At 71.7% G+C, this 26,192-nt stretch carries 23 protein-coding genes; 12 read left to right on the plus strand and 11 right to left on the minus strand.

What is annotated here, in order from left to right:
• Window positions 1-22 precede the first annotated feature (22 nt).
• On the plus strand, window positions 23-1,219 hold the full coding sequence (gene dinB / locus LV79_RS30890) for a DNA polymerase IV (RefSeq protein WP_253841812.1): 1,197 nt from the start codon (window positions 23-25) through the stop codon (window positions 1,217-1,219).
• A 248-nt stretch (window positions 1,220-1,467) separates the two neighbouring features.
• Here dinB and LV79_RS30895 read toward each other — a convergent pair whose 3' ends face one another.
• The 3 genes from LV79_RS30895 to metH all read right to left on the minus strand — a co-directional run bounded on the left by LV79_RS30895 (window position 1,468) and on the right by metH (window position 6,919).
• On the minus strand, window positions 1,468-2,148 hold the full coding sequence (locus LV79_RS30895) for a hypothetical protein (RefSeq protein WP_253841813.1): 681 nt from the start codon (window positions 2,146-2,148) through the stop codon (window positions 1,468-1,470).
• Window positions 2,149-2,305: 157 nt separating this feature from the next.
• Entirely contained in the window at window positions 2,306-3,232 is a 927-nt protein-coding gene (locus LV79_RS30900) for a PIG-L family deacetylase (RefSeq protein WP_253841814.1), read from the minus strand.
• 78 nt (window positions 3,233-3,310) lie between these two features.
• Entirely contained in the window at window positions 3,311-6,919 is a 3,609-nt protein-coding gene (gene metH, locus LV79_RS30905; RefSeq protein ID WP_253841815.1) for a methionine synthase, read from the minus strand.
• Window positions 6,920-7,353: 434 nt separating this feature from the next.
• Between metH and LV79_RS30910 the strand changes: the two genes are divergently transcribed.
• Window positions 7,354-8,334, plus strand: a complete 981-nt coding sequence (locus LV79_RS30910) for a caspase family protein (RefSeq protein ID WP_253841816.1) — start codon at window positions 7,354-7,356, stop codon at window positions 8,332-8,334.
• Here LV79_RS30910 and LV79_RS30915 read toward each other — a convergent pair.
• From LV79_RS30915 to LV79_RS30925, 3 genes are read right to left on the minus strand one after another with little or no spacing between them, the layout of a single operon-like run.
• Window positions 8,312-9,268, minus strand: coding sequence for a magnesium transporter CorA family protein (locus LV79_RS30915; RefSeq protein WP_253841817.1), 957 nt, complete (start codon window positions 9,266-9,268; stop codon window positions 8,312-8,314). The two genes, LV79_RS30910 and LV79_RS30915, sit on opposite strands and share 23 nt — an antisense overlap.
• Window positions 9,265-10,308 (minus strand): type III polyketide synthase, encoded by a 1,044-nt coding sequence (locus tag LV79_RS30920; protein ID WP_253841818.1) that lies wholly within the window; start codon window positions 10,306-10,308, stop codon window positions 9,265-9,267. The genes LV79_RS30915 and LV79_RS30920 overlap by 4 nt, the downstream gene beginning before the upstream one ends.
• Window positions 10,296-10,988, minus strand: a complete 693-nt coding sequence (locus LV79_RS30925; protein WP_253841819.1) for a methyltransferase domain-containing protein — start codon at window positions 10,986-10,988, stop codon at window positions 10,296-10,298. The genes LV79_RS30920 and LV79_RS30925 overlap by 13 nt, the downstream gene beginning before the upstream one ends.
• Before the next feature lie 87 nt (window positions 10,989-11,075).
• Between LV79_RS30925 and LV79_RS30930 the strand changes: the two genes are divergently transcribed.
• Window positions 11,076-11,864, plus strand: coding sequence for a UbiA family prenyltransferase (locus tag LV79_RS30930; protein WP_253841894.1), 789 nt, complete (start codon window positions 11,076-11,078; stop codon window positions 11,862-11,864).
• A gap of 293 nt (window positions 11,865-12,157) precedes the next feature.
• Window positions 12,158-12,550: a hypothetical protein gene (locus LV79_RS30935; protein ID WP_253841820.1), complete on the plus strand. Its 393-nt coding sequence runs from the start codon at window positions 12,158-12,160 to the stop codon at window positions 12,548-12,550.
• Between the two features lie 192 nt (window positions 12,551-12,742).
• Here LV79_RS30935 and LV79_RS30940 read toward each other — a convergent pair whose 3' ends face one another.
• The 3 genes from LV79_RS30940 to LV79_RS30950 all read right to left on the minus strand — a co-directional run bounded on the left by LV79_RS30940 (window position 12,743) and on the right by LV79_RS30950 (window position 16,197).
• Complete coding sequence (locus tag LV79_RS30940) at window positions 12,743-13,120, minus strand: hypothetical protein (RefSeq protein ID WP_253841821.1); 378 nt, start codon at window positions 13,118-13,120, stop codon at window positions 12,743-12,745.
• Entirely contained in the window at window positions 13,117-15,828 is a 2,712-nt protein-coding gene (locus tag LV79_RS30945; RefSeq protein WP_253841822.1) for an FtsK/SpoIIIE domain-containing protein, read from the minus strand. Before LV79_RS30945 ends, LV79_RS30940 begins: the two co-directional genes overlap by 4 nt.
• A 108-nt stretch (window positions 15,829-15,936) precedes the next feature.
• Window positions 15,937-16,197 carry a hypothetical protein gene (locus tag LV79_RS30950; protein WP_253841823.1) on the minus strand — a complete coding sequence of 87 codons (261 nt, stop codon included), beginning with the start codon at window positions 16,195-16,197 and terminating at the stop codon, window positions 15,937-15,939.
• 296 nt (window positions 16,198-16,493) lie between these two features.
• On the opposite strand from LV79_RS30950, the gene LV79_RS30955 reads away from it, so the two are divergent.
• From LV79_RS30955 to fxsT, 8 genes are all read left to right on the plus strand, one after another.
• Window positions 16,494-17,468: a LysR family transcriptional regulator gene (locus tag LV79_RS30955; RefSeq protein WP_253841824.1), complete on the plus strand. Its 975-nt coding sequence runs from the start codon at window positions 16,494-16,496 to the stop codon at window positions 17,466-17,468.
• A 268-nt stretch (window positions 17,469-17,736) separates the two neighbouring features.
• On the plus strand, window positions 17,737-18,060 hold the full coding sequence (locus LV79_RS30960; RefSeq protein ID WP_253841825.1) for an antibiotic biosynthesis monooxygenase family protein: 324 nt from the start codon (window positions 17,737-17,739) through the stop codon (window positions 18,058-18,060).
• A 74-nt stretch (window positions 18,061-18,134) separates the two neighbouring features.
• Window positions 18,135-19,304: an acyl-CoA dehydrogenase family protein gene (locus LV79_RS30965; RefSeq protein WP_253841826.1), complete on the plus strand. Its 1,170-nt coding sequence runs from the start codon at window positions 18,135-18,137 to the stop codon at window positions 19,302-19,304.
• Window positions 19,304-20,320, plus strand: a complete 1,017-nt coding sequence (locus tag LV79_RS30970; protein WP_253841827.1) for a s-methyl-5-thioribose-1-phosphate isomerase — start codon at window positions 19,304-19,306, stop codon at window positions 20,318-20,320. Before LV79_RS30965 ends, LV79_RS30970 begins: the two co-directional genes overlap by 1 nt.
• 87 nt (window positions 20,321-20,407) lie before the next feature.
• Window positions 20,408-21,130 (plus strand): acireductone synthase, encoded by a 723-nt coding sequence (gene mtnC / locus LV79_RS30975; RefSeq protein ID WP_253841828.1) that lies wholly within the window; start codon window positions 20,408-20,410, stop codon window positions 21,128-21,130.
• A complete protein-coding gene (gene mtnB / locus LV79_RS30980) occupies window positions 21,123-21,725 on the plus strand; it encodes a methylthioribulose 1-phosphate dehydratase (RefSeq protein WP_253841829.1) in 603 nt (200 codons plus the stop codon). Before mtnC ends, mtnB begins: the two co-directional genes overlap by 8 nt.
• A 5-nt stretch (window positions 21,726-21,730) precedes the next feature.
• Window positions 21,731-22,303 (plus strand): 1,2-dihydroxy-3-keto-5-methylthiopentene dioxygenase, encoded by a 573-nt coding sequence (locus tag LV79_RS30985; RefSeq protein WP_253841830.1) that lies wholly within the window; start codon window positions 21,731-21,733, stop codon window positions 22,301-22,303.
• A gap of 59 nt (window positions 22,304-22,362) precedes the next feature.
• Window positions 22,363-24,411 carry an FxSxx-COOH system tetratricopeptide repeat protein gene (gene fxsT / locus LV79_RS30990; RefSeq protein WP_253841831.1) on the plus strand — a complete coding sequence of 683 codons (2,049 nt, stop codon included), beginning with the start codon at window positions 22,363-22,365 and terminating at the stop codon, window positions 24,409-24,411.
• Window positions 24,412-24,535: 124 nt separating this feature from the next.
• Here fxsT and LV79_RS30995 read toward each other — a convergent pair whose 3' ends face one another.
• Together LV79_RS30995 and LV79_RS31000 are read right to left on the minus strand one after the other, a co-directional pair.
• Window positions 24,536-25,183 (minus strand): DUF305 domain-containing protein, encoded by a 648-nt coding sequence (locus LV79_RS30995; protein WP_253841832.1) that lies wholly within the window; start codon window positions 25,181-25,183, stop codon window positions 24,536-24,538.
• Window positions 25,184-25,239: 56 nt separating this feature from the next.
• The gene (locus tag LV79_RS31000; RefSeq protein ID WP_253841833.1) at window positions 25,240-26,007 is read right to left on the minus strand and encodes a lytic polysaccharide monooxygenase; all 768 of its coding nucleotides are present in this window, start codon (window positions 26,005-26,007) and stop codon (window positions 25,240-25,242) included.
• Between the last annotated feature and the right edge of the window lie 185 nt (window positions 26,008-26,192).

Here is a 26,192-nt window from a genome sequence, read left to right on the forward strand (position 1 = left end):
CGTTGACACCTCATGCGAACATGTGTTCGTGTTGAACGAGGGCCCCATCCTGCACGCCGACCTGGACGCGTTCTACGCCTCGGTCGAGCAGCGCGACGACCCGGCGCTGCGCGGGCGGCCGGTCATCGTCGGCGCCGGCGTGGTCCTCGCGGCCAGCTACGAGGCCAAGGCCAGAGGAGTGCGCACGGCGATGGGCGGGCGGCAGGCCAGGCGGCTGTGCCCGGACGCCATCGTGGTCCAGCCGAGGATGGCGGCGTACTCGGCGGCGTCGAAGGCGGTGTTCGAGGTCTTCCGGGACACGACGCCGCTGGTGGAGGGGATATCCATCGACGAGGCGTTCCTGGACGTCGGCGGGCTGCGCAAGATCGCCGGACCACCCCGCCAGATCGCCGCGACCCTGCGCGCGGAAGTCGCACGACGGGTTGGTCTACCGATCACCGTTGGCGTTGCCCGCACGAAGTTCCTCGCCAAGGTCGCCAGCGGGGTCGCGAAGCCGGACGGACTCCTGGTCGTGCCGCACGACGCCGAACTGGCCTTCCTGCACCCGCTCCCGGTGGAACGCCTGTGGGGCGTCGGGGTTGTGACATCGGGGAAGCTGCGCGCGCTCGGCATCACGACGGTCGGCGAGGTCGCGGCGTTCGACGTCCGGGAACTGGTGAGCATGCTGGGCGCCGGGTCCGGGCGGCACCTGCACGCGCTCGCCCACAACCGAGACCCGCGCCGGGTGCGGGTCGGGCAGCGCAGGCGGTCGATGGGCGCGCAGCGGGCGCTGGGGTCGCGCAGGCGCAGCCTCGCCGAGTTGGACGAGTTCACCGCCGGGCTGGCCGACCGCCTCGGCCGACGACTGCGCGCCGCGGACCGGGCCTGCCGCACGGTGACCCTCCGGCTGCGGTTCGCCGACTTCACCCGGGCCACCCGCTCGCACACGGTTCCCAAGCCCACCAACGGAACCGAGGTCGTCCTCGCCACCGCGCGGGGCCTGCTCGCCGCGGCGTGGCCGATGATCGCCGACCGCGGCATCACCCTGATCGGCCTGTCGCTGTCCAACTTCGACGACGACGCCATCCAACTGGAGCTGCCCTTCGACGACGGCCCCGACCGCGCGGCCCTCGACAGCACGCTGGACTCCCTGCGCGGCCGCTTCGGCTCCGCCGCCATCACCCGGGCCGCGCTGCTGCGCCACACACCGCAGGACGAGATGCCGATCCTGCCCGACTGAACCGGGTCCGCCCGATCGAACCGAGTCCACAGCGGTGTGGTGCGGTCGACGCGGCGCGGGACCGCCCGTGGCCACCTGGGTCGGGGCCCGATCGAAGTCCCGCATCGAACAAGACCTGGACAAGGCCCTCACTCCCGCCGCCTGACCTCATGCTTGGCGGTGGATGAGCCGCGTTTCCTCGGGCCAACCCGACGCCGACACCCCGCCCTCGACCCGATCCAGGCGGACCGGGTCGAGGGCGGAGGGCGTCAGCAGCGGTTGGTGAAGTCGCTCGGGGGGATCCAGTGGGTGCCGGGGTAGAAGATGCGGCCCGGTGGGAGGTACTGGCGGGCCATGACGTTTCCCCAGGGGCGGACACCGGGCGGGGTGAAGTTGTAGAGGTTCCAGTCGTTGGGCCAGTAGGCGTCCCAGGCGCTGGTCTTGACCGAGGTCCAGTACGGGGCGACGTTGTCCGGGAGCTGGCGGATCTGGTAGCCGGTGTACTCGTCGCGGCGGAGGTAGGTGTTGCCCGCGCCGTCGAGGTCGGCCTCGGCCAAGAGGATGGCGCCCGCGGTGTGGTCGATGTTGTCCGGGTCGGCGTCGCGGTGGCCGATGCTGCTCTGGCCGCGGATGTAGGCCGGGCGGACGTAGTCGATGATGCCGCGCAGCATGCCCGTGAAGCCGGAGCGGGTGTACGCGGGCCTGCCGTCGATGGGGGCGGCGGAGAACCCGGGGGTGTTGATCAGGCGGTAGAGGTCGCCGCACTGGTCCCAGCCGGAGGCGGCGTGGATGAAGGTGAAGATCAGGTGCACCCGGGTGCCGACCAGGTTGTTCACCGCGACCGGGTGCCCGCCGAAGTACATCAGCTGGAACTGCCAGTTGTTGGCGACCCCCGCCATGTTCGAGTAGGCGGCCCGCTCACCCTGCACCCGGGTGTCGGCGTAGCTCATCCCGCAGTGCCCCAGCAGCAGTTCCCCGGCGGTCAGGTAGGTGGCTCACACCTCGTAGTCAGTCTTGATGTCCGAGGCGATGGTGGGTTTCGTGGGCAGCGTGTGGCCATTCTGGCCGCTGCCCGAATGGCCACTGTGGACCGTTTGGTCCGGTGTGTCAGCAGGTGACGTCCGCTGGCGGGATCCAGGGGATGCCGGGGGTGAAGACGCGGCCCGCGGGGTGGTACTGCTTGGCCATCACGTTGTCCCACGGGCGGTGGCCGGGTGTGACGCCGCGGTAGAGGTTCCAGTCGTGGGGCCAGTAGGCGTCCCAGGCGGCGCGTTTGGCGGTGGCCCAGTAGGGGCTGACGTTGTCCGGGAGTTGGCGGATCTGGTAGCCGGTGTACTCGTCGCGGCGGACTCGGGTGGTGCCCGCGGCGTCGACGTCGGCCTCGGCGACGAGGATGGCGCCGGTGACGTGGTCGATGTTGTCGGGGTCGGGCTCGCGGTGGCCGACGCTGCTCTGGGTGCGGATGTGGTCCGGGTCGACGTGGTCGATGATCGCGTCGAGCATGCCGGTGAACGCGGCCCTGGTGTAGCCGGGCCTGCCGTCGATCGGGTGCGCGACGAAACCGGGCACGGTGATCAGCCGGTACAGGTCGCCGCAGTTGTCGGCGGGGCCCGCGGCGGCGTGGATGAAGGTGAAGACCAGGTGGACCTGGGTGCCGACCAGGTGGTTGACCGCCACCGGGTGCCCGCCGAAGGTCATCTGCTCGAACTGCCAGTCGTTGGCCACCCCGGCCATCGTCGAGTACGCGGCCCGCTCACCCTGGATGCGCGTGTCGGCGTAGTCCATGCCGCAGTGCCCGGCGAACTCCGGCGTGCACGGCAGCTCCCCGGCGGTCAGGTAGGTCACCCACACCTCGCGCCCGGCCTTGATGTCGGCGGCGATGTCGGGGTTCATGAACAACAGGTCGTCGTCTTGGTGCGCCACGAAGCTCAACGTGGCAGTGGTCGTGGCGCTCGCTGGCACTGACATCGCCAGTGCGGTGAGCACCACCGCGCTGAGTCCGGCCAGCAGCCGCTTGATCCCCCGGTTCGTCACGGCACCGAGTCAACCGGACACCGGCGGCGCGCGCCACTGCCAAAGGAGTCGCGCGCGCTCGCCGGTCCACAGTGGACCTTACTTGGGCTCGTAGGCCAGGTTCGGGCGCAGCCAGCGCTCCACTTCGGACAGGTCGGTGCCGGTGCGCTTGGCGTAGTCCGACACCTGGTCCCTGCCGATGCGGCCGACGGCGAAGTAGCGGGAGTCGGGGTGGGCGAAGATGAGGCCGCTGACCGCCGCCGCCGGGGTCATGGCGAAGGACTCGGTGAGGCCGATGCCGAGCTTCTCGGCGCCGAGCAGGTCGAACAGCGGTTGCTTGAGGGTGTGGTCAGGGCTGGCCGGGTAGCCCAGCGCCGGGCGGATGCCGCGGAAGCGCTCGGCGTGCAGGTCGGCCAGCAGCGGGTCGGCGTCGGGCTCGAACCACTCGCGGCGGGCGCGCAGGTGGATCCACTCGGCGAAGGACTCCGCGAGCCGGTCGGCCAGCGCCTTGATCATGATGGCCCTGTAGTCGTCGTTGTCGGCCTCGTACTCGCCTGCCATCTCCTCGGCGCCGTGCACCGACACCGCGAAACCGCCCAGGTGGTCGTCGGCGGGGGCGACGTAGTCGGCGAGGCAGCGGTTGGCGCGGTTCTCCGGCTTCTGCGTCTGCTGGCGCAGCATCGGGAACCGCACCCCGTCGACGAAGATGTCGTCGCCCTCGCTGTGCGCGGGCCAGAAGCCGTAGACGCCCTTGAACACGAACCGGTGGCCGACCTCGTCGAGCATGGCCTGCGCGTCGTCGAACAGCTCGCGGGCCACCGGCTGGTCCAGGATCGCCGGGTACTTGCCCTTGAGCTCCCAGGCCAGGAACAGGAACTGCCAGTCGACCATCGCGCGCAGCTCCGCCAGCGTCGGGCTCACCTCGCGGACCCCGGTGAACCCCGGCGTCGGCAGGTCGGTGAAGTCGACCTGCTCGCGGTTGAGCCGCGCGGTCGCGATGTCGAGCAGCGGCTGGGCGCGCCGGTTCTCGTGCTGCTCGCGCAGCGTCGCCTGCTCGGCCCGGTTGCGGGTGTCGAGCAGGTCGGAGCGGGTCGTGTCCATCAGGTCCGACACCACGCCGACCACCCGGGACGCGTCGAGCACGTGCACCGTCGTGCCGTCGTAGGCGGGCGCGATGCGCACCGCGGTGTGCTGGCGCGAGGTGGTCGCGCCCCCGATCAGCACCGGCAGCTTCAGGCCGCGCCGCTGCATCTCGCCCGCGACGGTCACCATCTCGTCGAGCGACGGGGTGATCAGCCCGGAGAGCCCCACCACGTCGGCGCCCTCGGCGACCGCGGTGTCGAGGATGACCGACGCGTGCACCATCACCCCGAGGTCGATCACCTCGTAGTTGTTGCAGCCCAGCACCACGCCGACGATGTTCTTGCCGATGTCGTGCACGTCGCCCTTGACCGTGGCGAGCACGACCTTGCCCTGGCCGCGGCTGGTGTCGATCCGGCCCTCCAGCCGGGCCTTCTCCTTCTCCGCCTCCATGTACGGCTCCAGGTAGGCCACCGAGCGCTTCATCACCCGCGCGCTCTTGACCACCTGGGGCAGGAACATCTTGCCGGAGCCGAACAGGTCGCCGACGATCTTCATGCCGTCCATCAGCGGGCCCTCGATCACCTCCAGCGGCCGCGCCATCTGCGCGCGCGCCTCCTCGGTGTCGGCCTCGATGAAGTCGACGATCCCGTGCACCAGCGCGTGCGAGAGCCGCTTCTCGACCGGCGCCTCGCGCCAGGCCAGGTCCACCACGCGCTTGGTCTTGGAGCCCTTGACCGTCTCGGCGAACTCCACCAACCGGTCGGTCGCGTCCTCGCGGCGGTCGAAGAGCACGTCCTCGACCAGCTCCAGCAGGTCCTTGGGGATGTCCTCGTAGACCACCAGCTGACCGGCGTTGACGATGCCCATGTCCAGCCCGGCGCGCACCGCGTGCAGCAGGAACGCCGAGTGCATGGCCTCGCGCACGGTGTCGTTGCCGCGGAAGGAGAACGACAGGTTCGAGATGCCGCCGGAGGTGCGCGCGCCCGGGCAGCGCTGCTTGATCAGCGGCAGCGCGTCGATGAACGCCTTGGCGTAGCCGTTGTGCTCGGTGATGCCGGTCGCCACCGCCAGCACGTTCGGGTCGAAGACGATGTCCTCGGCCGGGAAACCGATCTCCTGGGTGAGCAGGTCGTAGGCGCGGCCGCAGATGCTGACCTTGCGCTCGGTGGTGTCGGCCTGGCCCTTCTCATCGAAGGCCATCACCACCACGCCTGCGCCGTAGTCGCGGATCTTGCGCGCCTGCTCCAGGAAGGTCTCCTCGCCCTCCTTGAGGCTGATCGAGTTGACCACCCCCTTGCCCTGCACGCACTTGAGCCCGGCCTCCAGCACCGACCACCGCGAGCTGTCGACCATCACCGGGATCCTGGCGACCTCGGGCTCGGTGGCGATCAGGTTCAGGAACGTGGTCATCGCCTCGACGCTGTCGAGCAGGTCGGCGTCCATGTTCACGTCGAGCAGGTTCGCCCCGCCGCGCACCTGGTCGAGCGCCACGTCCACCGCGGCCTGGTGGTTGTCGCCCTCGATGAGCCTGCGGAACTTGGCCGAGCCGGTGACGTTGGTGCGCTCGCCGATCATCACGAACCCGGTGTCGGCGCCGATCGCGAACGGCTCCAACCCGCTGTAGCGGCTGGCCTTCTCGACCTCGGGCACCACCCGGGGCGCCAGGCCCTTGACCGCCTCGGCGATCTTGGCGATGTGCGCGGGCGTGGTGCCGCAGCAGCCGCCGACGATGTTGACCATGCCGTCGCCGACGAACCCGGCGAGCAGCCCGCTGGTCTCCTCCGGGGTCTCGTCGTAGCCGCCGAAGGAGTTGGGCAGCCCGGCGTTGGGGTGGCTGGCGGTGTAGGTGCCCGCCAGCCGCGACAGCTCCGCCACGTGCGGGCGCATCTGCTCGGCGCCCAGCGCGCAGTTCACCCCGACCACCATCGGCTCGGCGTGCTCGATGGAGCGCCAGAACGCCTCCACCGTCTGCCCGGACAGGGTGCGCCCGGACAGGTCGACGATGGTCACCGAGATCCACAGCGGCAGCTCGGGCGCCACCTCGCGGGCCGCGGCGATGGCGGCCTTGCAGTTGAGCGTGTCGAAGATCGTCTCGATCAGCAGCAGGTCGACCCCGCCCTCGACCAGCGCCGCGATCTGGTTGGCGTAGGTGGCCTTGACCTGGTCGAAGGTGACCTTGCGGTACGCCGGTTCGTCGACCTTGGGCGAGAGCGACAGGGTCACGTTCAACGGGCCGATCGAGCCCGCGACGAACCGGTCGCCGTCGAACTCGTCGGCGGCCTGGCGGGCCAGTTGGGCGCCGCGCAGGTTCATCTCGGCCGCGTAGTCCTCCAGGCCGTAGTCCGCCTGGGCGATCGTGGTCGCGGTGAAGGTGTTGGTGGTGGTGATGTCCGCGCCCGCCGCCAGGTACTGCCGGTGCACGTCGAGGATGAGGTCCGGCCGGGTCAGGTTGAGCAGGTCCGGGTCACCGGCGACGTCGCGCGGGTGGTCGGTGAAGCGGTCGCCCTGGTAGTCGGCGTCGGTGAGCGAGGCGCCCTGCAGCATCGTGCCCCACGCGCCGTCGAGCACCGCGACGCGCTGGGCGAGCAGCTCCCGCAGCCGCTGGATCCGAGCCTGATCGGTCACGCGCACACCTCCGGTATCCGGAGGCGCCCTTGTCGCGGTGGTCCACCTGAGGCGGCGGACCGGAGCCGAGCGTGGCGGGCTGGGACACCCCCTGGCCCGTTGCAGCGCCTCTCGGCCTCGGGTCTGACTCTACCGGACAGCCACGGCGCCGACAGCACGTCCCATCCGTTCGGGCGGGCCCGGACCCGCATGTCACGGCGCAGATGTGCCCTCCGCTCGGCTTTGCCGCACGGGCGCCGCCGACGCTGTTTCCCCCGGTAATCCGAGGCGTGCGGTCCGTGCGGGCACGGGTCGGTGGGCGACCCCGGCGATTACGCACCGCAGCCGTCGGCAGGTTCGCACGGCGTCCCACGATGTGGACCACCCCGTCCGCGACGGCAGTCGATCACGGCGGTCATCATGGGTGGGCACACGAGTGGGAGAGGGGGCGGCGGGTGGCTGAGCGGACCTACCGGGCGCTGCTGGTGGCCAACTGGTCGTTCCCGGACGACCCGGGCGGGCTGGCCCCGCTCCTGGGGCCGGAGCGCGACGCCGAGCTGATGCGGTCCGCGCTGACCGCCCCCGGCGTCGGCCTGCACCGGCCGGAGCACGTGCGCGTGCTCGCCAACGCCGACCAGCGCGGAGTGATGCTCGCCTTGGACGAGTTCTTCGACGGCGCCGCTCGCGACGACCAACTGCTCCTCTACTACAGCGGCCACGGCAAGCTCGACGCCCACGGCAACCTCCACTTGGCCGCCCGCGACACCCGGGCGAACCGCGTGATGTCCACCGGTGTCTCGGCCAGGGCTGTCGTCGAGATGATGGCCGCCTCCCGAGCCCGGGCGAAGTTCGTCCTGCTCGACTGCTGCCACTCCGGCGGTTTCAAGTCCGCCCCCGACCTGCCCCGCCACCTCGCCGGACGCGGGGTGTTCGTGCTGGCTAGCAGCCTGTCGGTCCAGCTCACCAAGGACGCTGAGCGCGCGGGGGAGCCGAGCCCGTTCACCCGCTACGCGGCCGAGTGCCTCACCACGGGCCATCCGGCAACCGGCGGGTACGTCACTGTCGACGACCTCTACCGCCACATCTCCGACCGCATGGCCGACGCGGGCCTGTCCACCCCGCAACGCCGCTTCGACGACGCCGTGGACACCATCGCCCTCGCTCGAACCCGGGCCTCAGTGCCGACCGTTCCCGACCACGCTATGTCGCCCCAGGACGCCTTGGTGATCGCCGAGAACATGATCGCGTCGGCCGAGGACGCGCGCTCCGCCATCCGGTCGGTCCGGGACTACCTCGACACGGCGGCGGCGGACCCGGCACTGGCCGAGAAGGTGATGCTGACCTACTGCCTGCTGCACGAGGCCGCCGACGAACCCGAGATCGCCCAAGGCTACCTGCGCAAGGCCGAGGCGCTCAGAGCCAGTCCTTCCGCTTGAACATGGCGTAGAGCCAGATCCCGAGGCCCAGGATGACCGTGGTCGACACCCAGAAGCCCCACGGCTCCCCGTTGCCCGGGTAGGGCACGTTCTGCCCGTAGAAGCCGGTGATCGCGGTCGGCACGGCGATGATCGCCGCCCAGCCGGTGACCTTCTTCATCACCAGGTTGAGCCGGTTGCCCTGGATGGTCAGCTGGGTCTCGCGCAGCGCGGTCACGTGGTCGCGCAACGACTCCGTCCACTCGGTGGCGTGCACGACGTGGTCGCGGATGTCGCCGAAGTACGGGTCGAGCTCCGCGTCGACCAGCCCGGCGACCCTGGCCAGCCCGGTCATGATCTCCCGCATCGGCAGCACCACCCTGCGCAGCCGCGACAGGCTCCTGCGCAGCAGCACCGCCTCGCGCTGCAACCGCCGCACGTCCGGGGTGTCCTCGAAGACGAGGCCCTCCAGGTCCTCGATCCGGTCGTCCAGGGTGGACACCGCGCCGAGGTGCCCGTCCACCACGACGTCGAGCAGCGCGTGCAGCAGCGCCCCGACCCGGTCGCAGGCCACCACCGAGTCGTCCCAGCGGCGGGTCACCGGGGTCATGTCGAACCCGTCGTGCACGGTGACCAGCGCCCGGTCGGTCACGAAGATGGACAGCTCGCAGGTGGTGAGCGAGCCGTCCTCGGCCACGGTCGTGCCGTAGACGGCGAGGAACTGGTGTGTGCGGTACTGGTCGAGCTTGGGCCGCTGGTGCCGCTGCTCGGCGTCCTCCACGGCCAGGTGGTGCAGGCCGAGTTCGGTGCCGACGGCGGACAGCGCCGCGTCGTCGTGGTGGTCGATGTCGACCCAGGCGATCGCGTCCCCGGCGGCCAGCCGCGCCCGCAGGCCGTCGACCGGGAAGTCCTCTTCGGACAGCTCGGCGCCCCGGTAGAGGCGCGTCGTGCTCACCCGGTCCGCCGCAGCACCGCGGCGTAGAGCGTGAGCCCCGGTCCGAACGCCATGGCCACCACCAGTTCTCCCGGCCGCGCCGCGACCTCGCGCAGCACCAGCACCACCGTCGCCGACGAGCAGTTCCCGTGCTCGGCCAGCACCTTGCGCGATGGTGCCATGGCGGACTCCGACAGCCCCAACTCGGTCCGCACGACGTCGAGCACCCGCGGGCCACCGGGGTGCACCGCCCACCCGGCGACCGAGTCCACGTCGGCGCCGTGCCTGGCCAGCATCTTGTCCACCACCGGCCGCACGGCCCCGGCGAGCGCGTCGGGCACCCGCGCGGACAGGCCCATCCGGAACCCGAGGTCGGTGATCCGCCAGGTCATCAGCGCCTGGGTGTCGGTGTCGGTGTGCGCGGCGATGTCGAGCACCTCCCAGCCCGGCACGTCCCACCCGGCCTGGCCGCCCGGCTCGACCACCACGGCCGCCGCGGCGTCGCTGAACAACGCGTGCGCCACCACCTGCTCCGGGTCGGCGGTGGGCGGTTGGACGTGCAGCGAGGTCAGTTCCACGCACACCAGCGCGGCGGGCAGCCCGCGCGCGGTCGCGAAGTCCGACACGGTGCCGAGGCCGGGGATCGCGGCGTAGCAGCCCATGTGGCCGACCAGCAGCCGCTGGGTGTCGGCGGCGAGCCCGAGCCGCTCGGCCAGCGCGATGTCCAACCCGGGGGTGCTGTAGCCGGTGCACGACACGACCACCAGCAGCCCGAGGTCGGCGGGGGAGCGGCCCGCGTCGGCGAGCGCGTCCGCGAGCGCGGACGTGGCCAGCGCGGGTGCCTGCTCGGCGAACCGGTCCATCCGCAGCGCGGTCGACCAGCCGGAGATGTCCTCGGTGAACGGGTCGACCGCGGTGTGCCTGGTCCGCACGCCCGAGCCCGCGAAGATCCGCCGCGCGACGCCACCGCCGCCGGTGTGCGCGCGGAAGTAGCCGTCCCACAGGGCTTCCTGAGCCACCGGCGGCGGGGTCGCCACGCCGATCCCGGTCACTGCCGCCACTGGTTCTCCTTTGTCCCCGTCCCCTGGAACAGGACGGCGGTCGTCGGCACCCGGACCATCCGGACCGCGTCCCGCGCGCCTGCCACCCAGGCGAGCAGGTCGAGCACTGCGGGTCGGATACCCCGTAGCCGCAACCGCACACCGTGGCGGGCACACTCCCGGACCAGCAGGTCCCGGTCCACCAGCAGCGCCGGGTCGTGCACACCGCGCGGCACGCCGGGCAGCCGCTCGGCGACGGTGATCGCCAGGAACCGGCTCAGCGCCGTGTCGGCGAGCGTGTCGAGCACCAGCAGCCCGCCGGGGCGCAGCAGGCGGCACGCGGCCTCGACGGCGCGCGGCAGGTCTGCCAGGTGTTCGAGCACCTCGCCCAGCACGACGACGTCCGCGCACCCCGGGCGCAGCGGGACGGCGAGGACATCGCCCTGGACGGCCTTGACGCCGTGCGCGGCGGCCAGGCGCGGGCCCTCGCGGGACAGGTCGACGCCGACGTGCAGGTAGCCCTTGCCGCTGATGTGCGGGGCGAGCAGCCCGCCGCCGCACCCCAGGTCCACCAGCACGGCACCCGGCCTGCGGGCGGTCGGGATCAGCGCGGCCCTGGCCTTGGCCAACCAGTGCAGGGCGGCGAACGCCCCGCGCGGCCGCCACCACTGCGCGGCGAGATCGTCGTAGAGGGCGGTCACCGCCTGAGGCTGGCACACCGGTGCCCGCCCTGCTTGACGCGCCGCGGCCCGGGACGGCCTGATCGTTGACGTACCGTGGGCCGGGTGATGCCGCTGCTGCGCGCCGCCCACCCCGAGCCCGCCGTCGCGGTGACCCTCGCCGCGACCGGACTCGCGATCGGCCTGGGGCAGACCGGGTGGGGCGCGGTGGCGGTCGCGGCGGCTGTGTTGACGGGGCAGTTGTCGGTGGGGTGGCTCAACGACCTCGTCGACGCTCCCCGCGACGCGCGCGTTGGGCGGACGGACAAACCCATCGCTGCCGGGACCTTGTCGGCCACTGTGGTTCGAGCTCTAGTCGCGGTCAGCGCGCTCGCGGCGATAGGGCTGTCGTTCTTGTCCGGACCTCTTGCCGGCGCCGCGCATGTTGTCGCGCTCATCTCGGCGTGGGGTTATGATCTCCGCCTGAAGGCGACGCCGTTCTCGATCGTCCCCTATGCCGTGTCATTCGGACTGCTGACCGCTTTCGTCACCCTTGGCCTGCCGTCGCCGTATTTGCCGCCTTGGTGGTTGGTGGCGACAGCGTCCCTTTTGGGCAGTGCGGCGCACTTCGCGAACACGCTCCCGGACCTTGCCGACGACCGCGAAACCGGAGTCATAGGGCTACCGCACCGCGTCGGCGCTACCGGCTCACGGGTGGCAGCGGCGTTGCTAGTCCTAGCGGCGTCCGCCACCCTGGTCGCGGGACTACCCACCGTGCTCGGCTTCCTTGCCCTCGGTGTCGCCGTGATCGTGACGGCGGTGGGTCTGGCGCTGGGCAGGCGGCCGGGATCGCGTGCGACGTTCCACGCGATGCTCGTCGTGGCCGTGCTCGACGCGGCGGTTCTCGTCGCGGGCTGAGCCACCGTGGGGCCGCACGGGTGGGTGACGCGCCCGAATTCACCCGATCGACGCGGCGGCCGCCGATCGCGCGAGCCGCCCTCAGCACAGCGTGTCCTCCCGCGCCACCGCACCCGGCCCCCGCGCCCCTGATGGGGCTGACCAGCGGTTATGTCGGCCCGCGCGGGGGCCGGGTTGAGCTATGTGCTTGCGCCAACACCCATGCCCCAGGACTGGTCACGGCCCCGGCGCGCTGCTAGCTCTTGGGTCAGCCCGAGTACCTCGCTCACCCGACCAGAAAGGGCGCCCCACTGATGTTGATCCACGCGACGCGCGCCGTCGTGATCGCCACCGCACTCGCGTTGCTCCCCCTCCCCGCCGGCGCGGACCCCGGGACCGACCTCGACCGGCTCACCGGCGAACTCACCACCGCGACCACCGTCGACCAGGTCGACCACGTGCTGGCGGCGCTGCCGCCGGTGCTCAGCGACCTGCGGGAGATCACCGAGAGCCAGGACGCGCTGCACGTGCTGGCCAACACCCAGGCCTTCGTCAGCACCGCGGGCGACCTGCCGATCAGCGTGGTGACCGCGCTGCTGCCCGGGCTGCTCAACCTGCTGTCCGCGCTGATCAGCCAGTACCAACCGCAGCTGCCGCTGATCCCGCTGCCGTTCCCGTTCCCGCTCATCCCGCTGGCACTGCCGTGACGGCGTGAGACCGAGAGCCACCTCCCGCGCCCTGACCCCGTGCGGCCGGGTGGCCACCCCGGGCCCGCGACCCCGATGCTCCCGGTCGCACAGCGGGCCCGCCGCCCCGCTTCCGGCCCCCCGGCCCGGAAGCGGGGCCCTTTTTTGCCGAGTGCCGGGGCCGGGGTCGGGTCGGCGATGGGCGGGCTGGGTTCAGCGCCTGCGCGGCCAGGTGGCCTTGCGCAGCGCGGCGTAGAACTCCTTGGTGGCCGGTTCGATCTGGCCCAGGTACTCGCGCAGCTGCTCCGGTCGACCCGCCGGGTCCGGCACCGGCCGGGGCGTGGTGGTCAGCCACTTCAGCTCGCCCACGGTCGCCACGACCTGCCGCCACCAGCCGTTGATCTCCCCGGTGACCTGGGCCTGGGCCTCGGCCGCCGCCTTCACCCGGTCGTCGGCGGCGTGGATCTCGGCGACCAGGTCGACCGCGCGCCGCCGCTCGTGCTCGGAGTGCGCCCTGGCGGCCTGGTGCGCGGTCTCCAGCAGCTCCTTGTACCGGGCCACCGGGTCGACCGGCTCGTGCTCGGGGATCACGGCCTGGCCTCCAGCGCGGTCGCGGTGTCGAACGGGATGAGCACGTCGGGGCGGCTGTGCGTGGTGCGGTCGAAGAACACCGCCCGGTTCGGGCGCGGCGACCAGTCCACCAGCTGGCCCGCCGCCAACTGGTTGAGCTCGCTGCCCTGCACGTCCAGGGCGACCCAGGCGCTGACGTCGTCGTTGCCGCCGAACCCCAGGGTGTCCTTGAACCGGGCCACCCCGCGCCACCAGCCGAAGGTGTGCACGTTGGTCGCGGGGCCGTGCTTGAGCAGCAACCGGAACCGGTCCAGGCCGCTCGGCGCGCCGAGTTCCTTGTGCTCCAACCACTGCGTGGCCGCGTCCACCGCGTAGAAGAACACGAACCGCGTGTCCTTGTCCTTCTTGTCGATCTGCGCCATCGCCTCCATGCCGAACCGCGTCTCCACGGTGTGCCCCATGTGGTGCAACGACTCGGCGACGGCGGTGACGTTCGGCCGCAACGAGTCCACCGGGCACCACAGCTCGAACTCGCACGAACCGGTGGCGTACGCCTTGCCCAGGGACAGCGCGGCGCTGGCCATGACCGACAGCGCGTCCTCCTGCGCCGTCCCCAGCACCGCCAGGTTCCGGCCCGGCACCGGCTCCAACCGCAGCACCGCCGCCCGGTCCTCGACGTCGATGATCTGCCCCAACAACGGCGCTTGCCCGGCCTGGTAGCCCGCCGCCGTCAGCAGCGCGGGCTGGTGCGCGCCGTCGAAGAGCCGGGGCGCGGTCGACGGGATCTCGCCCCACAGCCGCCGCTGCAGCTCGTCGAAGGTTCCCCGGCTCGACGAGTCCGGCACGTGCGCGACCTCGTTGCCGTGCGGCACACCGGAATCGTGGTTGATGACGGTGTGCCAGCGCGGCAGCGTGTTCGCCGCCAGGTTGTCCTGCGAGAGCACCCGCTTCGCCTTGGGCATCGCGATGCGCAGCGTGCACTGGTCGTACACCGCGGGCTTGCCCCAGAACGCCTCGATGCCCGCGATGTCCTGGCTGGCCAGCACCAGGTGGATGCCCTGCGAGCGGCCCCGGCGCGCCACGTCCTCCAGCAGCGCCGCCGCCTGCTGGGTGATCTGGTCGCGGCCGGAGAACAGCGCCTGGAACTCGTCGATCACCGCGACCACCCTCGGCCAACGCGCTGCGGGCTCGGCGTCGCGCAGCTCGGCCAGCTTGGTGACCTCCTGGCGCTTGGCCGCTTCCGCGCGCCTGGCCAGCTCGCGCGCCAGGTACCGCAGCAGTGCCAACCCGAACTCGCGGTCGGTGTTGACGTTCACCCCGACCAGCCGCGCCTGCGGCAGCCAACTCGGGTCCTTGGTGCCCGGCGTCAACCCGGCGAAGGACACGCCCTCCTTGAAGTCGAGCAGGTAGAGCTCCAGCTCGTCGGGGGAGTAGCGGGCCGCCAAGCCGCCGAGCATCGCGTAGAGCAGGTTCGTCTTGCCCGACCCGCTCGGCCCGGCCACCAGCGCGTGCGGGGTCGCGTCGCCCAGCACCAACTCCACTGGGTCGCCCTCGTCGAACCCGATGACGGTCCGCAGCTCCTCGCGGGAGTTGTCGCGGCCGAGCGAGCGGGGCAGCAGGTCGTCGAACGAGCGCGGTTTCCCCCGCCGCACCACCATGTCGTCGCGGATCGCCGCCGCCGCCCGGCTCGCCGCCGACGGCGACACCGGCGGGTCGGCCCGCACGATGACCCCGCTGCCGGTCATGCTGGAGGTCGCGGTCTCCGCGTCGCCGAAGGTCACCGTCTCCAGTGGACTGCTCGCCGACACCGGCATGTCCACCAGGACGAGGTGCACGCCCGCCTCCGGCCCGGTGCGCGCGATGCGGTTCAGCTCCCGGTACTGCTCCTCGTCGAGCCGCTCGCCGTTGCCGAACAGCACCGCCACCCGCCACGGCTCCACCCGGCGCCCCGCCGCGGCGCAGGCTTCCTTGAGCGTGGTCCGCCCGGCGCGCAACGCGTTCGCGTGCACCTTGCGGATGTGGCCTGCCAGCAGCGCCAGCAGGTCGTCGAGCCGGGTCGGGTCGTGCACCACCAGCAGCCCGGCGGCGGTCAGCGGGTGCAGGTTGGGCAGCGGCCCGGTCAGGTGCCCGATGTCCCACAGGTGCAACCGGACCAGGCCGGGGGTGAACGTGCTGACCATCCGCAGCAGCAGCGTCTCCACGATGCTGTCGACCGCCGCCCTGGTGCCGCGCGCGGAGTTCAACCGCAGGTGGGAGTGCTCCAGCAGCGGGACGGCCAGCGGGAAGCCGTCCTCGGGGGACTCGTGCTCCACGTGCGCGGTCCCGATCCGCCACAGCCGCGGCGCGCTGACCCCGGGGTCGGTGCCTAGCGTCCCCAGCCACTCCTGCCACGGCCGACCGGACGGGCCGGGGGTCTCCGCCTCGACCAGCGCGCGCACCGCGCCCTGCCCGTCGCGGCGCCACTGGGCGTAGCTGTCGTCGCGCTCCCGGGTGATCCGCGCCCACACCGGCGCCAGGTCCGGGTCGGTGACCTGCTCGGCGACCTCCCGGTCCCGGGTGGCCCTGGCCAGCCCGAGGCGCTGCACCGCGCGCTCGAACTCCAGTTGCCGCTTGAGCAGCACCGCCCGCTCGTGCGCCCCGGCGGCGGCCCCGAGGGCGTGGCCGAGCACGGAACGCAACCGCGCCAGCGCCTGCTCGGCGCGTTGCCTGCGTTCCCGCTTACCCAGCATCACAGGGCCCCATCAGCTCGTCCGGCCGGTGTCTTCGTCGTCCGGGCGCGTTCCCGGGGTGCGGCGCCCACCTGCCCCGTTCGGTGGCGCCGGGTCGTGGCGGGTGGTTCAGCGTCCGCCCAGGTAGCCCTCGGCGGCCGCGATGCCCTCGTAGAGCGTGTCGCGCGCCTCGGCGAGGGATCGGCCCGCCTCGGCGAGCAGGCTCTGCGACCGGGCCAGCTCGGCTGGCTCGCGCCCGGAACTGGCGGTCGCCAACGCGCCGCGCGCCTCGTCGAGCTCCAGGCTCGCCTGCGCGATCGCGGCGATCCCCGACCGCGCCTTCTCCGTGGCCACCGCGACCCAGGAACGCATCTCCTCCACGCCCGCCATATCTGCACAGGTTAGTGCGGATGATCTCCGTCGGCCGAACCGGGTTCGGCTCGCTACTCCGATCGTGTGCGCGGGCGACCGGCCGGGCCGTTATGCCGATCTGTGATCTGTTCCCGCTGATCACGACCGGTTTACCGTGGGTTCACCGCCGCGTTGGGCCGATCCGGTGATCCTGGACCCGCCGTGCGACCGACCGGGTGGGGGAGGGGTGCGCCCAGGACCCCTTCCTCTTTCGCGCGCGCAAGAGGTACCGTCGCTGAACCGCCGATCGGTGCGGGTGGGGATGCGGAGGAACCGTGGAGCTGGAGATCCGCCACCTGCGCGCGCTCACCGCCATCGACGAGACCGGCAGCCTCACCCAGGCCGCCCGCCGGTTGGGCATGTCCCAGCCCGCGCTCTCCGGCCTGCTGCAACGCATCGAGCGCAACATCGGCGGCCGCCTGTTCTTCCGCGCCGAGTACGGCTGCCTCCCGACGCCGCTGGGCGCGGAGGTGCTCACCGAGGCGCGGGTCGTGCTCAGCGGGATGACCGCCATCGCCGAACGGGTGCAGGAGTGGTCCCGCCGCGGCCTGCCCTCCGCCCCGCTGCGCGTCGGCGGCTACTGCGGCTTCCTGCACGTGGAGATCAGCCGCTGGCTGCGCGACCAACCGTGGTGCTCGGGGGTCAGCCTGCAGGAGGACATCGACGAGCGCATCAGCGTCGACAAGGTCGCCATCGGCGCCCTCGACCTGGCCCTCGTCTACCGCGCCCCCCTCTCCGGCCTCACCCAACCCCCCGGCGTCCGCAGCGTCGTCGTGCACCCCGAGGAACCGGTCTTCCTCGCCCTGGCCCACGACCACCCCCTGGCCGCCCTCCCCGCCATCACCCTCGCCGACATGGCCGAACACCCCTGGGTCGACGAACCCCCCGGCACCACCCGCTGGGGCGCCTACGTAGCCCAGGTCTGCCGAGACCACGGCGTCACGCTCGACCAACCCCACAGCACCCAGTGCCTGGCCACCCTGCTCGAGTTGATCTACGCCAAACTCGCCATCGGGCCCGCTCTGGCGACCAGCCGGGACCGTCCTGGCAGCATCGCCATCCGGCCCATTGTGGACCACCCGCTGCGACAAGAACTGCGGCTGTACTACCGCCCGGGAACCGTTGTGGCGGCGCACATCGAGGAGATCCACCACCAGGTGCTCGCCACGTTCCACCTGCGGCAGGGGTGCAACCCGGCTTACGACCAGTGGTGGCATGAGCGTGGTCGCTCTCTGGCTCTTACTGGGTGAGGTTCCTTGCCTTCGCTTCGCTGCGCTCGTCGGCTCGCCTGCGGCATTGCAGCTAGGCGCGAGAATGCGAAGAGCTCGATGGGGCGAACTTGTTCCACCCCATCGAGCCGGTCTGGCACCAGCGCCTTCGTGGGGCGCGTGTGGGCCAACGTTGTCGGCGGGCGTCCCGGGGATGTGTGGACAGCTCGATGTGACGGGGAGCCCACCTCTTGGGCCGGGGGAGGGGAACTGGGGCGACAGGGGGAGTGGGCGCTGATTCACTGTCCTCATGGAGCTCACCACCACACCTGAGCCGCCGTACTACGCGGTGATCTTCACGTCCATCCTCGGCCCCGATGACGAGGGGTATCACGAGGCTGCGGAGCGGATGTTCGAGTTGGTGCGGGCCGCGCCGGGGTTTTTGGGGGTGGATTCGGCTCGGGGGGAGGATCGGGTGGGGGTGACGGTCAGTTACTTCCGGGACGAGGTGGCGATCGCGGAGTGGCGGGAGGAGCCGGAGCACGTGGTGACCAGGGCGGAGGGGCGCGGGCGGTGGTATGACGCGTTCGAGGTCAGGGTGGCGCGGGTGGAGCGGGCCTACGGGAGCCGGTGATCCCACATGCCGGTCGCCGTCCCGGGGACCGGCATACTGCCGGGGGAGCGCGGACGGCGGACGGCAGGGGTGTGATGGGGCGGCAACGGTGGGTGGACGTGGCGCGGGTGGTGGCCGGGAAGTTGGCCGCCGACGCCGTGGAGCGGGAGCGGGCCGGGGCTGAGCCGCTGGCCGAGGTCGCCCTGCTGCGCGAGAGCGGGCTGCTCACCCTCCTCGTCCCCGCCGACCGCGGTGGCCACGGTGAGGACTGGGACACCGCGCACGCCGTGCTCGCCGAGATCGCCGCCGCCGACGCCTCCGTGGGGCACCTGCTCGGTTACCACTACCTGCACGTCTGGCGGACCACCCTGTTCGCCAACCCGGACCTCACCGAGCGGCTCGACCGGGACACCGCCGAGCACGGCTGGTTCTGGGCCGGGGTCGCCAACCCGAGGGACGACGCGCTCGTGCTGTCCGATGTGGACGGTGGATTCCTGGTCAACGGCCGCAAGTTCTTCGCCACCGGCGCCAGCGTGGCCGACCGGCTGGTGGTCAGCGGCGCGCTCGGCGACCGCAAGCTCACCTTCACCCTGGACGCGCGCGCCCCCGGCATCCGCTACCTCGGCGACTGGGACAACCTCGGCCAGCGCCTCTCCGCCAGCGGCGGCGTCGAGTTCACCGACGTCCACGTCCCCGCCGCCGACGTCCTCGGTGTCCAGCCTGCCCCCGGTGATCCCCTCGCGCAGCGGGACTCGTTGGCACCGCTGGGTTTCCAGCTCGTGCTCAGCCGCGTCCTCGCCGCCATCGGCCGGGGCGCGCTCGTCGAGGCCGCCCGCTACACCCGCGAGACCTCCCGCGCCTGGCCCGCCTCCGGGGTCGACCGCGCCGTCGACGACCCGCACGTGCTCGCCGGGTACGGCAGCCTGCTGTCCCGCTTGGAGGCCGCCGACCTGCTGGTCGACGCCGCCACCACCGCGTTCACCGACGCCGCCGCCCGGGGCGAGGCCTTCACCGCCGACGAACGCGGCCGCACGTCGATCCGGATCTCCCACGCGAAGGTCGTCACCTCCGAGCTGGCGGTCGAGATCACCAGCAAGGTCTTCGAGTTCACCGGTGCCCGCGCGACCGCCGCCCGGCACGGGGTGGACCGCTTCTGGCGCAACGCCCGCACGCTCACCCTGCACGACCCGACCGTCTACAAGGCCGCCGAGGTGGGCAGGCACCTGCTGACCGGCGAGTTCCCCGCCCAGAGCGGGTACAGCTGATGACCAGGCCGACCCTGGACGAGAGCGTCGTGCTGCACGACGATGCCGTCGCGATCCTGGACCGCCGCCGGTTCCCGTTCGAACGCGTGTGGGTGCGGTGCGCGACGGTCGACGAGGTCGCGGTGGCCATCACGGACATGGTCACCCAGTCGTCCGGCCCGTACTTCGCCGCGCTCTACGGCATGGTCCTAGCTGCGCGCGACGCCGCTCACCTGTCCGCTGTCGACGCGCGCGCCGCGCTCGACAAGGCCGGGGACCTGCTTGTCGCTAGCCGCAGCACTAACAACCACCTGCGTAAGGCCGTCAACGCGGTCCTAGCGGAAGTTGACGCTACCGGCCAGGTCACCGGCAACGAGCTGGTTGACGCTGCCACCCGAGGCGCGGCCAACGGCGATGAGACTTACCGCGCTAAGAGCCGTGCGTTGGGGGAACACAGCGCCAAACTCCTCCCCGACGGCGCCCGCGTCCTCACCCACTGCTGGGCCGACGCGTACCTCATCGAGACCGTCGCCGCCGCCGGTCGCCTGGGCAAGGACATCTCGTTCGTCTGCACCGAGACCCGCCCCTACCTGCAAGGCGCCCGGCTGACCGCCGAGACCCTCGCCGAGATGGGCGTCGACACGACGCTGATCACCGACGGCATGGGCGCCTCTGTGCTGCAGAGCGGCGCGGTCGACGTGCTGCTCACCGCCGCCGACCGGGTCACCCTCGACGGCCACGTGGTCAACAAGATCGGGACCCTCGGGCTCGCCGTCGCCGCGCACGCCTTCGGGGTGCCGTTCCTGGCCCAGGTCCAGGCGCCCGACCCGGCCGCGCCCACCGCCGCCGACGTCCCGATCGAGTACCGCGACGGCGCCGAGGTCCTGCACACCCTCGGGGTGCGGACCGCCAGCGACAAGGTGCGCGGCCACTACCCGGCTTTCGACGTGACCCCGCCGAGGTTCGTGACCACGATCGTCACCGACCGGGGCCCGTTCGCCCCCGACGCCGTGGCCCGCTACCACCAGCCCGCGTAGTCCCGCGCCCCCAGCACGCGAGAGCCGGCCAGTCCCGCTGCCCAGCCAAGAACCAGCCAGTCCAGCAGTCCAGCAGAGAGAGGCACCGTGACCGACACCCTGTCCGCCCAGTGGGTCGTGCTCGACATCGAGGGCACCCTGATGCCGACCTCGGGCGTCCACGTGGTGCTCTACGACTACGCCCGCCCCCGGCTCGGCCCGTGGATCGACGCGCACCCCACCGACCCGGTGGTCGTCTCCGCCGTCGCCCAGGTCAAGGCCGAGGCCGGGTTGCCCGCCGACGCCGACACCGCCGCCGTGGTGGCCGTGCTGCACGGGTGGATGGCGGCCGACCGCAAGGCCGCGCCGCTCAAGGAGTTGCAGGGGCTCATCTGGCAGGACGGCTACGCGCGCCGCGACCTGGTGTCGGAGTACTTCCCCGACGTCGTGCCCGCGCTGCGCGGCTGGGACGCGGCGGGTCTGAAGCTGGCCGTGTTCTCGTCCGGGTCGGTCGCGGGCCAGATCGCGTCGTTCTCCACTACGACCGAGGGCGACCTGACGAACCTCTTCCGCCACCACTTCGACACCGTCAACGCGGGCCCTAAGCGCGAAGCTGCTTCTTACGCCGCCATCGCCGAGGGCATCGGTGGGCCTACCCCGCCGCGAATCGTGTTCCTGTCGGACGTTCCGGCGGAATTGGACGCGGCGGCCGAAGCGGGTTGGCAGACGGTAGGCCTAGCGCGCGCCGGCGAGCCCTACGCGGACGCGGACTTCGGCGACCACCGCGTCGCCAAGTCCTTCGACGACTTCCGGATCGTCCCCGATGCCTGACCTGATCACCGCCGGTCACGCCTTGGCCGCTGAGTCCGCCCGCTACACCGCGATGGGGTGGATGCGCGGCACGTCCGGCAACCTCTCGGTGACCCTGGGCCGCGACCCGCTGCGCCTCGCCGTCACCGCGAGCGGTCTGGACAAGGGCGAGCTGACCGCGCACGACGTCGTCGAGATCGACGGCACCGGGGAGGCGTTGCCCGGTCAGCGGCTGCGGCCGTCCGCGGAGGCCGGGCTGCACGCGCGGATCGCGGCGGTCGCCGGGGCCGGGGCCGTGGTGCACCTGCACATGCTCGCCCCGGTCGTGGCCGCCGAGCGCTGGCCGGGCGGGATCGAGCTGCGCGACCTGGAGATGCTCAAGGGCTTCGGCCGCCGCGCGCACGACGACCTGGTGACCGTCCCGGTCGTGCCGAACTCCCAGGACATGACCGTCCTCGGCGACGCGTTCGAGGCCGGGTTCGACCCGGCCACCCCGGCACTGGTGGTCGCCAGGCACGGGGTGTACGTGTGGGGGGACGACCTGCTCGTGGCCAGGCACCGCGCCGAGTGCCTGGAGTGGCTGCTGCGGTTCACGACCGCCATCGCGGAAGGGTGAGACCCATGACCCAACTGACCATCTGGGCCGACGACGACCCGGGCACCGTGCTCACCAGGACCAGGGACGCGGCCGAGATCACCGACACCCTCGGCGCGCTCGGCGTCCGCTTCTCCCGCTGGCCGCTGGTGGACCTGCCAGCCGAACCGACGTCGGACGAGGTCATCAAGGCTTACCAGACCCACGTCGACGAGGTCTCCACCCGCGAGGGCTACCACTTCGTCGACGCCGTCACCATGGTCCCCGCCGACACCGACGAGTGGCGCGCCACCGCCGCCACCGCCCGCGCCAAGTTCCTCGCCGAGCACACCCACGACGACGACGAGGACCGCTTCTTCGCCCGCGGCTCCGGCATCTTCTACCTGCACATCGCGGGCAAGGTCCACGCCGTCCTCTGCGAAGCGGGCGACCTCCTCAGCGTCCCCGCCGACACCACCCACTGGTTCGACATGGGCACCCACCCCGAGTACGTCTCCATCCGCTTCTTCCACGACGACGACGGCTGGATCGCCACCTTCCTCGACAACTCCATCGCCCACCACTTCCCGACCTACGACGAGATCACCGCCCAGCCGTAGCTCGGTGCAACGCCCCGGTGTCCGTGCGCGATAGTGGGGTGTCCCCGACTCCGCGTCAGGTGCGGAAGATCCGGTTCTTGCTGGCCAAGCCGAAGGTCAACCACATGCCTCTAGGTTCGGAACCCGAGCTCGAACCAGGGACGCCGGGAGCCTCTAGCGCTGTCCTCGGGCGGATCGTGTCACCGCAGATAGTGGGTGTGGCCGAGGTCGTCGGTCGGGACCAGGAGTTAGCTGACCTCAGGGCCGCGTTCACCGCCGAACAGACCCGTCGCGGCCCGCGTGTGCAGGTTCTTACCGGCATGGGTGGTGTCGGTAAGACCAGCCTCGCCCGCGCCTACGCTGAACGGCATCTAGACGACTACGACATCGTGTGGTGGGTCCGCGCCGAAGACCGCGAGACGCTGGACGCCGAGTACCGCAGCCTCTTAGAGCTTGTTCGTCCCGTCTCCGAGGCCACGCTCGTCCGCGATGCCATGCAGGCCGCGAACCTCTGGTTATCCCAACACAAGCAGCCCTGGCTCTTGGTGCTGGACAACGTCTCTAACGCTGCCGCGCTGCGTGGCCTCTACCCGGCCAAGGGCAACGGGCACGTCCTCGTCACCAGTCAGTCCACAGGCACATGGCCCGCGGGCGTCCACGCGGTCGCCCCGCTGGGTACCGAGGCGGCGGTCGAACTGCTCACCACCGTCTCCCAGGACGGGGACGCGGACACGGCGGCCGAACTCGCCGACGAACTCGACGGCCTGCCGCTCGCCCTGACCCAAGCGGCCTCGTTCACCGCCACCACCGGCATCGACCTGACCACCTACCTGCGCCTCTACCGCGCGCGCAGCGCCGACCTCCTCGCCGACGGCCAGCCCGACGACTACCCCCACACCGTCGCCACCACCTGGCTCCTGGCCATAGAACGCCTCACCGACCCGGCCCGCGAGGTACTCGACACCATCGCCTACCTCGCCCCGGACGCCATCCCCACCTCGCTGCTGCACCCCCTGTTCGACGACGAACTCACCCTGCTCCGCGCCATCGGCGACCTCCGCTCCCACAGCCTGATCACCCGGGGCCCCGACACCACGATCACCGTGCACCGCCTGGTCCAGGCCGCCACCCGCCACCGCCACGGCGACGGCCTCCGGCACGCCAACCGGGCCCGGGACCTGGTCGCCATCGCCCTGCCGGACCCGGTCCTGACCTTGACGACCATGAAGACCTGGCGGGATCTGCACAGCCACGTCCTCGCGGTCGGCGAGCGGTTGCCCGACGACCCGGAGACCTTCGACCTCTTCCTCCGCCAAGCCCACCTCTACGACGACATGGACCACCCCCGGGCCGCCGCGACGCAGATCGATGCCCTGGTGGTGAGGATGACTCCGTCGCTGGGGCCCGAGAGCGACCGAGTGCTCCGCGCGCGGTCGCTCTCGGCGACCTCGGTGCACGCGTACGACCCCGCGAGGGCCAAGGAGCTGTTCGCGGACCTGGTCCGGATCCAGGGTGACCTGTTCGGTGCGGACCACCTGGACACCCTGGTGTCGCGGCACGAGCTCGGCAGGTGCCACTACAGCCTGGGCGAGTTCGAGCGAGCGAGTGAGCTGTTCGGCCCGGTGGCGTCCGCGCGCTCGCGCCTGCTGGGCCCGCGGGCCTACCTGACGTTGATCAGCCGGTCGTGCGACGCGGACTGCGCCACGGCGCTCGGCCGGTTCGACGAGGCCATCGCGACCTACCGGGACGTGGCCGCGATCGCCACCGCCGAGTTCGGCGAGGCGGACATCAGGACCATCTGGCTTCACCTGTTCCACGCCGACGCCGTTGGCGAGGCGGGTGATCCGGGCGCGGCTCGTGACCTGCACGAGTTCCTGCTCGACCAACTCCGCGAGCAGCGGGGGCCGTTCGACACCACGACCATCGGCATGCACCTGTCGCTGGCCAAGTGGACGGCCATCGCGGGGAACCCGACGCGCGCGGCGCACCTCATGTTCAGCATGCTCGCGGCCCTGCGCGGCGCCCAGGGGAGGAAGAGTCCCCTGGTCAAGCAGTTCGAGGAGGGGCTGCACGCGATCAAGACCGGTCAGGCCAGGGCAATGCCGGGGAAATCCGCCAGGAGGCGGTAGCGGTGCGGGTGTCCACCTCGGACGCGCGGCGCACCGACGTCCCCCTCGGCCAAGGACCCGACCTGCCCGCGCACGACTACGGCGGGCCCCGCGTCCCCGGGGCCCGCCGTAGCCACCAGCTACCTCACTGCTGCTGGTAGTTCAACAACTGCTGGATCTGCCCCGTGCGCGACTTCACGACCTTGTCCGCGAACGCCTTCACCGGGGTGCTGGCGCCCTCCTTGCCCTCCGTCAACGCGAACTCGACGGCGTTGTGCTGGTGGGCGGTGAGCAGGGCGATGAACTGCTTCTCGAACTCGCCGTCCGGGAGCTTGCCGAGTTCGGCGAGCGACTGGGCGTCGGTCACCGGCATGCCGCCGTGGTGGGCGTGGGCGTTGGGGTCCGGGTTGACGTCGGTGGACTGGGACCACTCGGTGAGCCACTTCTTCATCTGCTCGAGTTCCTGCTCCTGGGTCAGCCGGATGGCGGCGGACAGGTTGCGCAGGTCCTCGCGGATGGGGCGCTTGTCGGCGAGGTGGACCAGTTCGATGCCCCGGTTGTGGTTGGCCACGGCCATCTGCAGGAACATCACGTCGGCGAGGTTGTAGTCGCCGACGGCGGGGGCCGCCGACCCGCTCGCGCTGGTGACCGGTGCCTGGGCCGGTGCCGACGCGGGGGTGGTCGGGGCGAGGTCGTGGCCCGCGTGGTCGGTGCTCTCGTGACCGGCGTGGCCGTTGCCCGCGCAGCCGGTGAGCGCGATGAGGCACGCGGCGGCGATCAGCGGACGTCTCATGGGTGCCTCCTTGAGGGACCCGGCCCGGACCCGCCGAGGTCCGGGCCGGGTGGCCATCAGTTCTTGGCCCAGAGAGCCGGGGTGGTGCTCGGCTCCCAGCCCGCGAGCGCGGTGTGGGCCTGCAGGCACCGGTAGGAGCCACCGTTGTAGGTCACGGTGGAGCCCGCGGTGTAGGCAGTGCCCGCCGCCCACGTGCCCGACTGCGGCGGCGTGGTGGTGGTCGTCGTGGTCGTCGGACGAGTGGTGGTCGTCGTCGGCTGGGTGGTCGTGGTGGTCGGCTGCGTGGTGGTCGTGCCGCCACCGCCGCCCACCTGCAGGTCGACGCAGCTGTAGAAGGCCATCGCGGTGTCGGCGATGTTCCACACGGCCAGCAGCTTGACCCGGCCCGAGCGACCGCCGAGGTTCACCGTGTGGCTCTTGGTGGCACCCGGCTGCGCGCCGTTGTCGTTGAAGACAGCGACGCGCTCGCTGCCGATGAAGTACTCCCAGGTCGAGGTCGCGTGCCGGGCGGTCAGCGTCCAGGTGAAGTTCACCGAGTTGCCGACCGAGGCCGCGGGCCAGTTCTTCGACTCGTCGTTGAGCGAGGCGAACTGGGAGAGACCGCCGTTGCAGCTCTTGAGGCCCTTGGGGCCCTCGACGCTCTGCGGCTCGTAGATGATCTGACCGCAGTTGCTGACCTTGCCCGCCGCGCAGTTGGCCTGGCGGCTGGGCGGGGTGCTGATGTAGCCGTGCGCGGAGGCAGGGCTCGCGGGCAGGGCGACCATCAACAGCGGGGCGATCGTCGCCCCTGCCGCTGCCGCGGCGAATTTGCGCTTGTGCTTCATGGTTGCGTGCTCCTCCACAGGAGTGGACGGCGTTTCCGCCGGTCGCCACAGGGCGACCGGCGCAGGGGTGGAAACGGGAGCAGGGGGACGCCTGCCACCCGTCGGGCGTCGGCCGGACCCGGACGCCGGGGTGGTGCTGGTAGCTGTCACTCGGTGTTCGTCACAGCCCGTCGCACCGCGAATAC

It is taken from the genome of Actinokineospora globicatena, assembly GCF_024171945.1.
Classification (GTDB): domain Bacteria; phylum Actinomycetota; class Actinomycetes; order Mycobacteriales; family Pseudonocardiaceae; genus Actinokineospora; species Actinokineospora globicatena.